Consider the following 15,568-nt stretch of genomic DNA (forward strand, 5'->3'; position numbering starts at 1 on the left):
CAAACGTTTTAACAAAAGGCGAAACTCGGTTATGATGGATACATGAGCGACTTAAGATAACGGGGGAATAAAAGAGTGATTATGAAAAAAAACGAATTCTGGCACCGCTCCGCCAAGTGGATTGGAAGCGCTGCCTTGGCGGCCATGCTCCTCGCAGGCTGTACATCGGGCGCAGGCGGCGGCAACGCTTCTACCGGCCATCCGGACAGTGAAGCCAATGCCACAGCCGCTTCTGCAGACAACCGCGGCGGCAAGAACAACACCGGTTCAGCCGGGATCGCGGCCGTGGATACCCAGCCGTCCACCGTGTTTTATGAGGTGTTTGTCCGCTCTTTTTATGATTCGGACGGCGACGGAATCGGCGATTTCAAGGGTTTGACCGAGAAGCTCGATTATCTCAACGATGGCGATCCGGATACAGACGACGATCTCAGTGTCGGCGGCATTTGGCTGATGCCGATCAATCCGTCGCCGAGCTACCACGGTTACGATGTGACCGATTACCGGAGCATTAATCCCGATTACGGGACGCTGGACGACTTCAAGACGTTTCTTGACGAGGCCCACAAGCGCGGAATCAAGGTCATTATGGATTTGGTCGTCAATCATACCAGCAAAGAGCATCCCTGGTTCCTGGATGCGGCAAAGAACAAGGACAGCCGGTACCGCGACTGGTACATCTGGGCGGAGGACCGGAATCAGCAAACCGGCGGAACGAGCGCGGCCGGAAGCGGCAGCCCCTGGCATTCCGCTCTCGGCAGCCACTATATGGGGATCTTTTGGGAAGGGATGCCGGACTTGAATTTCGACAACCCCGAGGTCCGCGAAGAAATGATCGCGACCGGCCGCTTTTGGCTGGAGCAAGGGGTCGACGGATTCCGCCTCGATGCCGCCAAGCATATTTACGAGGATCTCCTGACCGACAAGAGTCAGGAAACGACCGACAAAAACGTGAGCTGGTGGCAGGAATTCCGCAGCGGGCTGGCGGAAGTCAATCCCGACGTTTATCTGGTCGGCGAGATTTGGGATCCGTCCGCGGCGCTCATTGCCAATTATCTGGATGATGCGCTCGACTCCGGGTTTAATTTCGGACTGGCGGAAACCATCGTCCAGGCGGCCAAGACGGAAAAGGACAACAACATCGGCTTCACCCTGGAAAGAACTTACGGCCTGTACGGCGAAAAGTCCGGCGGCAAATTTGTGGACGCCACCTTCCTGACCAATCATGACATGAACCGGGTCATGACCCAGCTTGAGGGCGACACCGATCATGCAAAGATGGCGGCGGGCTTTCTGCTGACGCTTCCCGGCAACCCGTTCATCTATTACGGCGAAGAGGTAGGCATGCTCGGCGCCAAGCCGGACGAAAGCATCCGCGAGCCGATGCAATGGTATAAAGGCGGCAGCGGCACGGGGCAGACCGCCTGGGAAGCCGTCAATTTCAACAAAGGGCAGGCCGGACTAAGCGTGGAGGAACAGGCGGCGGATCCGGATTCGCTTCTATCCCATTACCGCAAGCTGATCCGGATGAGAACCGCGGTCCCCGCCTTAAAAGACGGCGCAATCGCCGAATACGAATCGGGCAATCCCGGAGTTGCCGCCTACTTGCGTCTCACCGAGGAACAAACGGTATTGGTCGTGCATAATTTGACCGGAAGCGAACAGAGTATCAACCTTTCCGAAAATGCGGAGGGTCTCAATTTCGGGCAAATTTTAAAAGCGACCCGCGAAGGTGCCGCTCTGGACGGCGGCAAGCTGACGATTCCCGCATATACGACATTGGTTCTTGAGTAACGGACACAGCTGTACCTTACTTGCTATAAAACACCCTCAAGACGATCAAAAAGCTTCATATAAGCGCAACTGTGTCCGTTAGAAATTAGTTTGCACCCAAAACGCCCATATAAGAGCCGCTGTGTCCGTTAGATCTTACATTTACCTAAACACACCATGGTCTATAAAGATAATCAAAAGGCTGTACCTAAGCAGACAATCCGCTCATAGTACAGCCCTTTTATACGCCATCCATCCTCCAATTACAGCTTTGCCGCCACGATCTCACAAATCGCCCCATACAGCGAAGGCTCAAGCTGCATGGACGCGAGCGTCGCCAGAATGGCCGCCGGCGATGCGGCATCCTTCACGGCATGAAAGATGCGTTCCTTCAGCAAAAACTCCATCTGTGCCCGGTCCAGGAGGGCGAATACTTCATCCTCTACCGATTGAACCGCCAAACGTACCTCCGAGAGCGTAACCGTCAGCGTTTCGCTTACCGGCAGATCCCGGACGACGACCGTTAATGTGCGGCTTTCCTCGTCGTATCCGGTACGGGTCTCATAAGCGCCATCTTCCGCGCTTCCCACCGTCACCGCGACATCCACATTAGCAAAACCGACAAAGGATAGCTTCCAGTTTCTGCGTTCGGGCACAACCGCGATATTTCCACGAGCCGGCATAACCGTAAAGAACGCCGTTTCTGCCCAATGCAGCACCATTTCGGTTTCGCACCAATTCACATCCAGGTCCTCCGCTGTGTCACCTTCATCCTCCCACATCCGGAAATGGCCATCCGCCCCGGCGAACACCTTTACCTCGAGCGATACGGGGTTATCCACCGAACCGGTCCATTCCGTCAGTTCCGACAAAGGCACGATAGCTCCGGCTTTGGCCAGCACCGGAATGGACTCCAAACCTCGGTACAGCGACAGCCTTCTGCCTCCGTCATACACTTTGCCGTCAAAAAAGTCGATCCAGACCCCTTCGGGCAGCCATGCCCGAAATTCGGCGACGCCCGTGCTCCTGTCCGCCGGCTTTGTGATCGGACAGACCATCATCTCCGTGCCGAAGAAATATTCGTTAGGCACCTCATAGGCCTCATGCCGCTCCGGGTAATGGTAATACATCGGACGAACCAGCGGCAGCCCCTCACGGCCGGCAATCCGGTTCATGGTATAAAGGTAAGGCAGCAGCCGATGCCGCAGCCGGAGGCATTCTTTCATAACATCTTCCGCCAGCTTGCCGAACCGCCAAGGCTCCTTGCTGTTGAACGGGCTCGCCGAGCTGTGCAGCCGCATAATCGGCGAGAATACGCCAAACTGAACCCAACGGGCAGCCAGTTCGTCATCTTTGGAACCCAGCATATGTCCGCCGATGTCATGGCTCCACCAACCGTACCCGGCATTGGACGCATTCGCCGTGAAATACGGCTGGAAGTCCAGCGACTCCCAGGTGACGATCGTATCCCCGGAGAAACCGACGGGATAACGATGGCTGCCGAGACCGGCGTACCTCGAGAAGGTAAGCCGCCGCTTCCCCCTCCGGCCGCTGTCCAAATAATGATAATGGTTCAGCATCCACAGCGGATCAAGACCGGGAATCTTGGTGCCGCCTCCCTGCTGCCAGTCGATCCACCAAAAATCAACACCTTCGTCCTCCAACGGATGATGCAAGTACTTGAAATACGCCCGCAAAAACTTCGGATCGGTCATATCGAACTCGACGGCCTCGCCAATCTCCGTGTTCTTCCCGAGCTCCGCCGCCATTGTGAGGTAAGGCGCTTCGAAAGCCCGTACCCCGTCGGCGGGATGGACGTTCAAGGTTACACGAAGCCCCTTTTCGTGCAGCCAATTCAAAAACTCCTCCGGGTCCGGGAACAGTTCCCTGTTCCATGTATATCCCGTCCAGCCGCTGCCGTGCTCCGGGTCGATATCCACCAGGTGCCAATCCATATCCAGCACGGCCACCGAGAAAGGGATGCTCTCCCGTTCAAAGCGTTCCATCAGCGTCTTGTACTCGTCGGCCGTATATTTGTAATATCTGCTCCACCAGTTGCCCAGCGCATAACGGGGGAGCAGCGGCGTCCGACCGCACAGTCGGTAAAAATCCTTAAGGCAATCCAGATAATCATGCCCGTAGCCGAAGAAATACAAATCCGTACCGCCTTGATCGCGGGGCTCCACCCGCCCGTCTTCCTCAAGAAGAAGCGAGCGGCTGTCGTCGATAAGGGAATATCCTCCGCGCGACAAAAGTCCGCGTTCCAGCGGGATCGCCCCGTCGGCATTATCCAGCGTTCTGGCGGTCCCGCCCAAATCGGCGGGCAAATCGCCATAATGCCATTCGCCAATGAGATGTTTCGAGCGGTTTCTGACCTTGACGCGAAGTCCGTACCGCGAAAACGGCTGTTTGTCATAAACAAGATGCAGGCGCCCCGTTATGATCTCCAGCCGGTCTTCCCGGTCCGTCACGCGAAATTCGGGAACTGGAAATTCCCGGTTCAAAACAATTTGCGTCGCTCTGTCTTCAAAGATTCCCGCATGGTTGAATTCCATCCGAATCAATTCAGGCGTCAGCACAGTGAACCGGTAGTTCTCCCCTTGAATGATGGCTTCCTGGTTTGCGCGCGGTTTAACATCGAGTTTGCCATGATCCAACAATGATTCGGGATCTCGGGTAACATTCTGCATCGTTTATACACCTTTCCGTAAAAAGTCCGTTATTTTACGCTCATATATCGATTATAGGCGTCGGTACGAATTTTCAGCAATTTCTCCAGTCCCATATCGTTCAGTTGTTTCACGTACTCGTCCCAGCTCTCATCAATGCCGCCCTTGGTGACCCATTGGGCCCGCATCGTGGCGACATAGCTGTCGATATCTGTGGTCAGTGTCGGAAGCTCCTGGAATTCTTCGGACGTGTACATCACGTTAGGGAACGGCGTCGTTACGTACTCATTGCCCAGTTTGTCGATTTCCAGCTTTAGTCCGTCGCCCGCTTCGGGATTCAGCACGATGTTCTTTTCAAAAGTCGGGCTTACGTATTTCGGACCGAAGTCGCGCAGGGATTGATCCCAATACCAGGCATCGGCGCTTGTGCCGGCCGGCGGATCCATCAGCGTGTAAGTGCCGTCGTCGTTCTTTTGGATGACCGTGCCGATCGCTCCCCAGAAATTCTGGATGCTCGCCTCATTCGTATAGAACTGATCCGCCCATCGTGCAGCGATCTCCGGATATTTGCATGAAGTCGTAATCAGCATCTCGTTGCGGTTAAAGCTCATCCCGTTCGGATCGCCCGGATTGTATCTGTTTCCGTCCGGTCCCGCGATCGGAGGGATCGCCGCATATTCGCCGCTCCATTTTCCAAAAACCGCATCCGGCGTCCACTGGTTCGTGAACCCGACGATCGGAACATCCGCATTCTGCTGTTTGGCCGACGTCATTGTGGCATCTTGGGTGAACATTTCCTTGTCGATAAGTCCTTCGGAATATAATTTGTTCGCGTATTTAAGCCCTTCTTTGTATTCCTCGCTGGTCGGATAGAATACGGGTTTTCCGTCCTTTACCATCATGCTGTTGCCGTAGGTGTCGGTAATGCCGAACGGGTTCAGAAAATCCGGCGACAAACCGGTCTCCGTGTAGGGGATCTCGTCCTGCTTACCGTTTCCGTTCGGATCCTGTTCTTTAAACGCCTTCAGTACGTTATAGAGCTCTTCCGTATTGTCCGGAACCTCCAGCCCCAGTTGATCAAGCCAGGCCTTGTTGATAACCGGCTGATTTCTCGTCTTCGGGCGCGACGGCAGCCGGGCAGGCAGAGAATAGATCTTCCCGTCCGGGAAAGTGCTGATCTTCTTCAGCTCCGGCGTTTCTTCCATCGCCGCTTTGAGGTTCGGCATATATTGATCGATATAATCGTCCAAAGGGCGGAAGTAGCTGAGATTGTTGACGATATCGGAATCGGTGAATGTTTGATTGCCCAGGATGATGTCCGGCAGCGTGCCGCTGGCCAGCATAATCGATTTCTGCTCACCCCAATCATTGGAAGATACGACCTCCCATTCGATTTTTACTTTCGTTTGCTGCTCCAGGTCTTTCAGCCACTGATTCTGCGTGAACGTATCTCCCATATTGCCCCAACGCATCGTCAGCACTTTCAGCGTCACCGGCTCGCTTACGATCGGCAAGCCTTCCTTGTTAAAATCACCGGTCCCGCTTTTCGCCGTATTTTCGGCTTTCCCGCCGCCGCATCCCGCCAGGCCGAATACCAGGGCGGCCGCAAGCAGAAGGGCTGCCCACTTTTTAAATGAATTCAAACCGCTTTGTCTTTTCATTCCATATCCCCCGTTCATTAACATGATAAATAAGTAATGGCGCTAACTTTTTACCGCACCGATCATAACCCCTTGATTAAAGTACTTCTGCGCGAAAGGGTATACGCACATGATCGGAACGGTCGCGATAATAATGACCGAATACCGCATCATATTGGCCAGCCGCAGCGCGATCTGGGCGGCTTCGCCGGTTCCCATGCCGGATTGCATCTGATTGGTGATCAGAATGTTGCGGAGGATGAGCTGCAAAGGATGCAGATCCGGGTTTTTCAAATAAATCAAGGCGTTAAAATACGAATTCCAGTAGCCTACGGCAATCCACAAGCCAAGCACCGCGATTATCGCCTTCGACAACGGCAGAACGATTTGCACAAAGTAACGCAAATTGCCGCATCCGTCGATCTGCGCGGCTTCCCACAAATCCTCGGGAATACTCGTCTGAAAAAAGGTTCTCGCGACGATGATATCGTATACCACTACGGAAAAAGGCAACACCATTACGAGAAACGTGTTGTACATATGAAAATCGCGGATCGTAAGAAAAGTAGGGATCAAGCCCCCGCTGAAAAACATCGTGAAAATAAAATAGAGAGACAGGAACTTTCGCCCCGCCAGATCTTTGCGCGACAAAGCATAGGCGGCCGGTATATTGACGGCGAGGCCGATGGCCGTGCCGATGACCGTGTACAGGATAGTGTTTCTGTAGCCGATCCAAATATTTTGATGCTTAAAAAGTTCCTTGTACCCGTCCAGCGTAAACCCTCTCGGGATGAACCATACCTTCCCGTTCGCGACGGCCGACGGGTCACTGAATGAAGCAATAACGATAAAATAAAGCGGATACATCAGTACGATCAGAAACAGGATCGCAAAACCGTAAATGACGACTTCGGTCGCTTTGTCGGACCGGCCCTGCTTTATAGCCCCGGTTACGGGTCTCAACGTCGTATTCGCTGTCTCCACGCTGCTTCCTCCTTCCCTACCAAAGACTGTTCTCGCTGAACTTCTTGGAAATTTGGTTTACAAGAATCAGCAAAATGAAGTTTATGACGGTGTTAAACAGGCTGATCGCCGAAGAAAAGCTATACTGGCTGCTGAGTAAACCGATTTTATACACATAAGTGGACAGAATCTCGCTGGACGTGATGTTCAAGTCGTTTTGCATCAGGTATACCTTTTCAAATCCGACCCCGAGCAGGCCCCCGACCCGCAAAATAAGCAAGGTGACCGCCGTCGGAATCAACATCGGAATATCGATATACCGGATTTTGTGCCAGCGGCCCGCCCCATCCACCGTAGCGGCTTCATACAAGCTCGGATCCACCGTGGACAAGGCCGCGATGTAAATGATACTGTCCCAACCGACGTGCTGCCACACATCCGACCAGACGTAAATGCTGCTGAACAAGCCGGGGGAGCCCATCAAGTCGGGAGCTTCCGCGCCAAACAGCTTGTATGCGTTGCCGACCAGCCCCGTGCTCGGGGACAGTAAAATCAGCATCAGCCCTACCATGACCACGGTCGAAATAAAATGCGGCATATACGATACGGTCTGAAAGAATCGTCTGAACCGGTTCGCCCGCATCTGGTTGACCATCAGCGCCAGCAGAATCGGGATCGGAAACGTGATCAGACTGTAGAGGCTGATAATGACCGTATTCTTGATCGTCGTCGAAAACTGATAGGAGTTGAAAAACTTCTCAAAATACTTGAGTCCAGCCCATGGACTTCCCCCGATCCCCAAAGCCGGGCTGTAGTCCTTGAACGCGATGAGCACCCCGTACATCGGTTTATAAGCGAATAACAACGTAAGCACCACAGCCGGGAGAAGCAGCACGTACAGGCCCCAATTCCGCCGAAAGGTCCCGTATCTCCGCCCTGCGCCAATATATCCGGCTTTCATGACATCCCCTCCCTACTATCTTTTTTAATGACGTCATCGTTCATTTTCAGTATATTTATCCTCCTCGGTCCTTTTCGGACCTTACGATAGTCTTAAACGGACTTCCTCCCGTTCGAGGGCTTTGCCAAAATCGTGCGCGGCGGAAGCGGAATGTTATTTTTCGGACTTTTCGTTGCGCTATCCGGACTTTGACGCAAAATGGCCCGAGCGGCTATGTTTTTTTAAATTAAAGGTTTTATAATAATTTTATATTTAAAGCACATACATTCAGGTCGGACCCGCGTGAAAGGACGTGCATGCCAAAGCCTATGGGAGAAGCCGGAGACAAGCAATATCCGATTCGTCATTACGTCAAGATCATGTTTATCACTTCTTTTATCGTGCTCTTGCTGGATTTCGCCATCAGCACCGCCTCCATCTCCATCGTCAAGCAGCAGTCCACCCGGTATTTGCAGGACACGGCCAGCTTGTACATTAACCGGATCAATCACGACTTCGCATACATGAATCACTATATGGGCTGGACGCTGGCCAACGATGAGAGCATGGAAATCATGAACACGGCCGCCACGGACTCGCAGGAGTTTTTAGATGCCAACGAAAATCTGCACAGACGTTTTAGCGAGCTGCAAAAAAATTACGGAAAGGAATATCATTACTTCGTTTATTTAAAGAACCAGGATTTCTTTCTGAACTGCGCTCCGCTCAGCATGAATTATTCGGACTATCAGCAATTGAAGGAACAGATGATGACCTATGTCGAGGAAAAGGATGTATACGAAGAATTTTATTCCAAATGGACCCCCGTGCTGGTCAACGGTCATTACTACATCACGAACATTGTTCCGTATTACGACAGTTACATGATCGCCACCGTTTCCGCGGACAATCTGATCCGTCCGTTGCGCGAGCTCAACCTCGGCGGGAACGGTTATGTCTCTCTCGTGGACGATTCGGAACAAAGCGTAACCAGCCGAATCTCCAATAACGGCGGGGCCATCGCCGCCGGGCCGGCAAAGGACTCGCTCCTGAACCTGCTGCGTACCCGGACCACGGTGAACGGCGAGTTTACGAACGCTTCTTTTTACGTTAAATTGGTCATTCAATTCGGAGCGTTCGAGAAAATCATGATCGCCCAGCTGCTGATCATTTTGCTGGCCGTCCTGATCGCCTTCAATTTGGGATTTATCCTTCTTTATTTTAAAAATAAAGTGTTAAAGCCGATCAAAAGCTTCTCTTATAACCTTGCTTTCTGGAACGAGGACGGCGAGCCGCTCAACCTCGAAAGCAGCAAAATCAGCGAGCTGGAGAAAGCCAACAAGCTGTTTATGAATTTGGTCAATCAAATCAAAAAATTCAAGATCGATCTTTACGAGCGGGAATTGGAGAAGCAGCGCATCCAGCTGGATTATATGAAGCTGCAAATCAAGCCCCATTTTTTCCTGAATTGCTTGACCAGTATTTACAGCATGGCGCAGATGCAAATGCACCGGGAAATCGAACAGATGGCGATGTCCACTTCGAAGTATTTCCGCTATATTTTCCAGAGCGGCGATGACTTTGTGCGACTGGAAGACGAAATCGAGCACGTCCGGATTTATTTGGACATTCAGAAACACCGGTATAAAAATGCTCTGGCTTATCGCATTGAGCTGGAGGAAGGAACGCAAGGCGCCGTCATTCCCCCGCTCGTGTTGCAAACGTTTGTGGAAAACGCGGTCAAATATGCCGTTTCCCGGATTTCGGAGGTGCAAATCAAGCTTACGGTAGGGAGCTGCGCCGAGGAAGGGGATGAGCGGATCGTGATTTCGATCTCCGACACGGGCCCCGGATTCCCCCCGGACATTTTGGAGTCGCTGAAAAAGGGAGAACCCTTGGACCAATCCGCAGGCACGCATATCGGCATCATGAACACGTTGAAAAGACTCGAATCCCTTTATGACGGCCGGGGCGAAGCCCGCTTTTCCAACAGGCCCGGCGGCGGTGCTTGCGTAACCTTAATAATCCCGGTGGCGGCACCGGGGACGGACAGGAGTGAAGCCCATGAACGCCTTGCTTGTGGATGACGATTACTTTGTCGTTACCGCTTTGGAAAATAAGATCGATTGGAAATCGCTCGGCATTGAGACGGTTTTCACCGCCAACAATGTCGCCCAGGCCCGCGAGGTCCTCGAAAGTAACCCCGTCCATATCCTCATATCGGATATTGAAATGCCTCAAGGCAGCGGGCTGGAGCTTCTGGCGTGGATCCGGGAGAAAAATTACGGCGTTCAGGCCATTTTTCTGACGAATTACGCGGATTTCAACTATGCGCAGAAGGCGATCGAGCTGCAAAGCTTTGAATATTTTCTCAAACCGATTGAATTCGACAAGCTAATGCTTATTATTCATAAAGCGGTGCTTCGGGTCAGAGAGCAGCAGACCAATGAACAAGCGATCCGTGAAGGCCTTTTCTGGCAAAAAAACCAGGCGAGCATCGTGGAGTATTTCTGGCGCAAGCTCCTGGGCGGCGGCACGTCCCTTCCGATCAAACCGCCCGCCATTGCCCAAGCGATCGCCGAACAGCATTTATCGTATCAACTGACCGACATCGTGCAGCCTTTGCTGATTAACATTTTTCCCTATAACGGAAGTATGGGCAAAGAGGAAAAGGGCCTTTTTGATTTCGCATTGCTGAATGTCATGTATGAGTTGTTTCAAAGCCCCGGCTTTTTCCTGGAAACGGTTCTGGAGTATAAAGAGCATACCTGGATCGCCGTCCTGAAATGGAACCGCGCCCCGGACTCCCGGACGCTGGAAAGCCTTTGTTCTTCCTTGATCGAACGGGCCAACGAATACTTAAAATGCGATGCTTGCTGCACGATCGCCCTTCCGGGAAAACTGGAGGAGAGCGGCGAAATCTTCAAGCAATTGTTCGTCCTGCACGATGAGATGGCCAAATCCCGTAACCGGGTTTATTTTGCGGAACATTGCGGCTGCCCGGATCCATCCGACTATTTGCCCCCGGATGCGGCCCGGCTGGAAGAACTCCTGAGCCAGAACAAACCTGCTGCTTTCCTGGAGGAAACCTCCCTTTATTTACAATCGCTGACCAAAAACAAGATACTGAGCGCTTCCGTCCTCAGCCTGTTCCGGCTGGATATCAGTCAGATCGTGTACTCCTTCCTCAAGATGAAAGGAATTCAGGCGCATAAGCTGTACTCCGGAAAAACCAATGACCGATTATTAATGCACTCGCTCGGCTCCATCGAAGATATGGAGGAATATTTAAAGTATCTGGTCTATACGGCCATGGAATACCGGGATTTCGCCGCACAGCCTCAAACGGTGGCCGAACAAATCAAACAGCATATTCACGAGCACTACGGGGATGAGTTGACGAGAAACGACCTTGCGGAAATCTTCTTTCTGAATCCGGACTATTTGGCCAGGCTGTTCAAGCGGGAAACCGGCGTTTCTCTGGGCAGCTACGTGATTCGGGTAAGAATTTCGGCCGCCAAACAGCTGCTCCATACCACGAATCTGTCGGTGTTCGCGATTGCCGGCAAGGTCGGATACGCCAACTACTCTTACTTTTCCAAACTGTTCAAGCAGGAAGCCGGCCTCTCCCCGATGGAATATAAAAAGCTCCACGCGAAAAATGCGTGACGACCTCCTTTCGGGGTCTGCCACGCATTTTCATCCCTTTTATTCTTTGATCCGGTAAACCCGTGCCTCATAAGGCTTCAGGCTGCTACATGACGCTTGCTCGCCTTGTTCGGCGGCATAGTTGGAAAGCAGAAGCTCAGCGGACGGAACCGCGACGGCCAGCTCGCCGGGCAGCTCGAATTCGGCTTCTTCCGCAAACATATTTACAAGCACAAGCAGCTGCTCGCCGCCAAGTGTCCGGGTATATGCGTAAACGGTCTCGTGATCCGGCAGAATCAAATCATAGGTTCCATAAACGGAAACCTCATGCGCTTTGCGTAAACGGATCAGCCTCTTGAAATAATGATAAATGGAATCCGGGTCTTTCATTGCCTGTTCCACATTGATTTCCTTATAATTCGGGTTGACCCCGAACCAAGGCTGTCCCGAAGTAAATCCGGCGTTTACGCTGTCGTCCCATTGCATCGGCGTCCGGGAATTGTCGCGCCCGTTTTTCCAGATGACCGGCATGATCTCGTCATGGCTCTTTCCGTTCGCCTTCTCGATCTCATACCAGTTTCTCATCGAGACATCGTTATAGTCTTCGATCATCGGAAATTGCACATTCGTCATCCCGATTTCCTGGCCCTGGTAGATGAACGGGGTACCCTGCATGAGAAAATACATGGTCGCCAGCGCCTTCGCCGACTTGTCCCAATAGGCTCCGTCGTCGCCCCAGGTCGATACCGAGCGGGGCTGGTCGTGATTTTCCAGGAACAACGCGTTCCAGCCGACGCCTTCCAGGCCCTTTTGCCACGCGGTTAAAGTCTCCTTCAGCTGCGGCAGATCGAGGCCGTTATCCAGACTCTTCTGCCATAACCCCATATGCTCGAATTGGAAGATCATATCGAATTTCCCGCTTTGCTCGCCTACCCACAGATCGGCCTCGGAGGCGCTGACTCCGCTCGCCTCGCCGACCGTCACGATATCATACTTGCCGAAAGTTTCGCGCTTGAGCTCCGAGAGCAGCTCGTGAATGCCCTCCCGGTTCATATGCCCATCCTGGGAAGGCAAATACCGCAGGTTGTTCGGATTCGGCATATCCGGGAATCCCGCCGTCTTCTTGATATGCGAGATGGCGTCGACGCGAAAGCCGTCGATCCCTTTATCCAGCCACCAGTTGATCATGTCGTAGATTTCCCGCCGCATACGCGGGTTCTCCCAGTTGAGGTCCGGCTGCCTTCTGGAAAAAACGTGCATGAAATACTGGCCGGTAGTCTCGTCGTATTCCCAGATCGAGCCGCCGAACAGACTCGCCCAATTGTTCGGTTCGGCCCCGTCCTTGGGATCGGCCCAAATATAGTAATCTCTTCGCGGATTGTTCCGCGACGACCTCGACTCGATAAACCACGGGTGCTCGTCGGAGGTATGATTGATCACCAGGTCCATAATCAGCTTCATCCCCCGTTGGTGAACCCCGCGCAACAACTCGTCGAAGTCTTCCATCGTTCCGAACTCGGCCATAATATCCTGATAGTCGGAAACATCGTATCCATTGTCGTCGTTTGGCGACTTATACACCGGACAAATCCAAATGAGATCGATTCCCAAATCCTTAAGATAGTCCAGCTTCGATATGACGCCTCTTATATCCCCGATGCCGTCCCCGTTGCTGTCCATAAAGCTGCGGGGATAAATCTGATAGGCCACGGCCTCTTTCCACCATGATTTCTTCATTGCAATGCTCCACTCCCATTTATGCTTATCGTAGTTGCAGCGTCTTTCGGTAATATTGCCCAAAACGCTAAGATCATTTCGTTTAGCGGCGGTCCCGCCGCATATTCAGCTCTCCGCAGCCTTCACCTGGAACGCGCCAAGCGACTGCTTGAGTGTCTCCGCCAATTCCTCCAGCCGGCCGGACAGGCGGACAAGCTCTTCGCTGACCTGATGCTGCCCGGAAGACATCGCGGCCACTTCCTCCGTGGAGGCGTTCGTCTGCTGTACGACCGAGCTCACACTGGCGATGAAATCCCTAAGCTCGGTTTGCGAGACCAGCAATTCCTTCACGGAAGCGGACGAGCTCTGGATTTCGCCGATAAAGCTCTCCATTTCCCCGCTTACCTTCTGGAAAATCGACGAGGCTTCGGTGACTGAATTCATCTGTTCTTCAATCATCGGCGTGATGCCGAGCAGCACATTTACGGTCTCTTCAATCGCCTCCTGAATCTCCCCGGTAATCTCCGCGACGCTTTGGATGGAATCGTTGGACTGGGCGGCCAAACGGCGGATTTCCTCCGCGATCACCATAAAGCCCTTGCCCGCGGTTCCCGCCCGCGAGGCTTCGATCGACGCGTTCAGCGACAAGATGTTCGTCTGCTTGGTCACTTCGATCATCGGAGCGAGGATATCGCGAATGGAAAAGGTGCTTTGCTTCAGCTTCGCGGAGTTTTCCTCAATCAGCCCGGTCATCCGCGACACGGTCGCCGTCTTCTCCACCAACTGCTCCATGTGCTCTTGTCCCTGGCGGCTGACCTCGACGACCCGGCCCGCTGAGTCGTCCATCGCCGTGTTCAAGCGGGCCACGCGGCTCATCCGGCTCTCGATCTCCTCCGAGAGCTGGGCGCCCTTGTCCGCCTGTTCGGCCAGGCTTGCCGCTCCTTGGGCAATTTCGCCCGTCGCCGCGGCGATTTCCCCCGCGGTCCGCGACGTGCTGCGGGAAACCTCGGACAGCTGCTCCGCCGTACCGAGCAGATCCCCGGTTGACGCATGCGTGCGGTCCACCAGATGGGAGATCTGCTCCAGCATCCGGTTGAAGCTGTGTCCGAGCCGGCCGATTTCGTCCCGGCCTTTAAAACGGGTGCGCACCTGCAAATTGCCGCGTTCCCCTTCTTCCATTAGGCGGCACAGCTTCTCCAAAGGCCGGCCGACCATGCGGATCAAGGAATACCCGATCAGCAGCGCAACCAACACGGCAAGCAACAGCACAAATAAAGTGACATAAATCAGCTTGTCCGCCGCGCTGGTAAAATCACTTTCCGGGGCATAGCCGAGAAGTCGCCAATCGACGGTTTGCAGCTGCCGGTAAACCGCAAGCTGCCGCACTCCGTTTTCATCGCTGACCGTAAACGAGGCATCCTCCTGTTTCAATCGCTCCTCGTCCAGTCCGATATAAGAATTCGTCTCGATCAATTCCCGGTCGGCGGCATGAACGATCGTATTGTCGGCCGTCAGAATGCGCACTTCCCCCGATTTGCCGATCTTCAGATTGGACAGCGTGTCCGCCAGCGCCTGATCCTTGATTTCAATGAGCAGAACGAATTCCGCTTCCGGGCGCTTTAAATTTTGCAGCAACCGGCCCATCGTAATCATCGGCTCGCCCGTGCTCTCGAAGAAGCCCTTTTTCATCCCGGGAATCCATAAAGGCTTGCCGTCCGCCGCATAGATCGACTCCACCCTTGCCTTTGCTCCGTCCGTCTTCTGCACGGCGGTGGCTCCGGATGTCGCATAGCTGACGGATAAATCCTGATTCACCAGCCGGATGCCCGCCAACCGTTCGTCCGAGCCCTTCATTGCGTTCAGTTTATTTTTGATCCGTGTCTCGGCCTCGGTTTTCTGGATAATACCGGTGCCCGGGTTGCTTACGGTTTCCAAATCCGCGCGCAGCACATCGTCGACGGCGAGCTGCCGCGAAATCGACTCATATTCCGTAAAGAGAAAGTCGAGCTTGTCCGCCGCCTGTTCGATCGCTTGTGAAGCTGCCAGTCCAACCTGCCCCCGGATGATTTCTTTGGACATAAAATAAGAACTGAACCCCAGAACCGCCGATAGTAGCACAACCGTGACAAACAAAATAACGAAAATCTTCATTCCGACCGACTTGAATTGGATATGACCCCGCAATTTCAATTCCCGTCCCCCCGTTAGAACAGCTGAAT

At 53.2% G+C, this 15,568-nt stretch carries 9 protein-coding genes; 3 read left to right on the forward strand and 6 right to left on the reverse strand.

Annotated features, from left to right (window positions below; genetic code table 11):
• The first annotated feature begins 81 nt into the window (after nt 1-81).
• Nucleotides 82-1,794, forward strand: a complete 1,713-nt coding sequence (locus tag V3851_RS11075) for an alpha-amylase family glycosyl hydrolase (RefSeq protein WP_331846710.1) — start codon at nt 82-84, stop codon at nt 1,792-1,794.
• 242 nt (nt 1,795-2,036) lie between these two features.
• Here V3851_RS11075 and V3851_RS11080 read toward each other — a convergent pair whose 3' ends face one another.
• The 4 genes from V3851_RS11080 to V3851_RS11095 are packed head-to-tail and all read right to left on the reverse strand — an operon-like array spanning nt 2,037 to nt 8,006.
• Complete coding sequence (locus tag V3851_RS11080; protein ID WP_331846587.1) at nt 2,037-4,463, reverse strand: glycoside hydrolase family 31 protein; 2,427 nt, start codon at nt 4,461-4,463, stop codon at nt 2,037-2,039.
• A gap of 29 nt (nt 4,464-4,492) precedes the next feature.
• On the reverse strand, nt 4,493-6,103 hold the full coding sequence (locus tag V3851_RS11085) for an extracellular solute-binding protein (protein WP_331846588.1): 1,611 nt from the start codon (nt 6,101-6,103) through the stop codon (nt 4,493-4,495).
• A 42-nt stretch (nt 6,104-6,145) separates the two neighbouring features.
• Entirely contained in the window at nt 6,146-7,045 is a 900-nt protein-coding gene (locus tag V3851_RS11090) for a carbohydrate ABC transporter permease (RefSeq protein WP_414859296.1), read from the reverse strand.
• Between the two features lie 37 nt (nt 7,046-7,082).
• Nucleotides 7,083-8,006 (reverse strand): ABC transporter permease, encoded by a 924-nt coding sequence (locus tag V3851_RS11095; RefSeq protein ID WP_331846590.1) that lies wholly within the window; start codon nt 8,004-8,006, stop codon nt 7,083-7,085.
• A gap of 296 nt (nt 8,007-8,302) precedes the next feature.
• Here V3851_RS11095 and V3851_RS11100 point away from each other — a divergent pair, with 296 nt between their 5' ends.
• Together V3851_RS11100 and V3851_RS11105 are read left to right on the forward strand one after the other, a co-directional pair.
• Entirely contained in the window at nt 8,303-10,072 is a 1,770-nt protein-coding gene (locus tag V3851_RS11100; RefSeq protein ID WP_331846591.1) for a cache domain-containing sensor histidine kinase, read from the forward strand.
• Nucleotides 10,050-11,654: a response regulator transcription factor gene (locus tag V3851_RS11105; RefSeq protein ID WP_331846592.1), complete on the forward strand. Its 1,605-nt coding sequence runs from the start codon at nt 10,050-10,052 to the stop codon at nt 11,652-11,654. The genes V3851_RS11100 and V3851_RS11105 overlap by 23 nt, the downstream gene beginning before the upstream one ends.
• 39 nt (nt 11,655-11,693) lie before the next feature.
• Here V3851_RS11105 and V3851_RS11110 read toward each other — a convergent pair whose 3' ends face one another.
• Both V3851_RS11110 and V3851_RS11115 read right to left on the reverse strand, forming a co-directional pair.
• Nucleotides 11,694-13,370, reverse strand: a complete 1,677-nt coding sequence (locus V3851_RS11110) for a glycoside hydrolase family 13 protein (protein WP_331846593.1) — start codon at nt 13,368-13,370, stop codon at nt 11,694-11,696.
• A gap of 105 nt (nt 13,371-13,475) precedes the next feature.
• On the reverse strand, nt 13,476-15,539 hold the full coding sequence (locus V3851_RS11115; protein ID WP_331846594.1) for a methyl-accepting chemotaxis protein: 2,064 nt from the start codon (nt 15,537-15,539) through the stop codon (nt 13,476-13,478).
• Nucleotides 15,540-15,568: the final 29 nt, after the last annotated feature.

The organism is Paenibacillus haidiansis (assembly GCF_036553665.1).
Classification (GTDB): Bacteria; Bacillota; Bacilli; order Paenibacillales; family Paenibacillaceae; genus Fontibacillus; species Fontibacillus haidiansis.

Bases quoted from the DNA above. Each gene is read 5' to 3' on its own strand.
- V3851_RS11095 (WP_331846590.1), bottom strand. From the start codon at position 8,006: ATGAAAGCCGGATATATTGGCGCAGGGCGGAGATACGGGACCTTTCGG.
- V3851_RS11075 (WP_331846710.1), top strand. From the start codon at position 82: ATGAAAAAAAACGAATTCTGGCACCGCTCCGCCAAGTGGATTGGAAGC.
- V3851_RS11085 (WP_331846588.1), bottom strand. From the start codon at position 6,103: ATGAAAAGACAAAGCGGTTTGAATTCATTTAAAAAGTGGGCAGCCCTT.
- V3851_RS11110 (WP_331846593.1), bottom strand. From the start codon at position 13,370: ATGAAGAAATCATGGTGGAAAGAGGCCGTGGCCTATCAGATTTATCCC.
- V3851_RS11100 (WP_331846591.1), top strand. From the start codon at position 8,303: ATGCCAAAGCCTATGGGAGAAGCCGGAGACAAGCAATATCCGATTCGT.
- V3851_RS11105 (WP_331846592.1), top strand. From the start codon at position 10,050: ATGAACGCCTTGCTTGTGGATGACGATTACTTTGTCGTTACCGCTTTG.
- V3851_RS11080 (WP_331846587.1), bottom strand. From the start codon at position 4,463: ATGCAGAATGTTACCCGAGATCCCGAATCATTGTTGGATCATGGCAAA.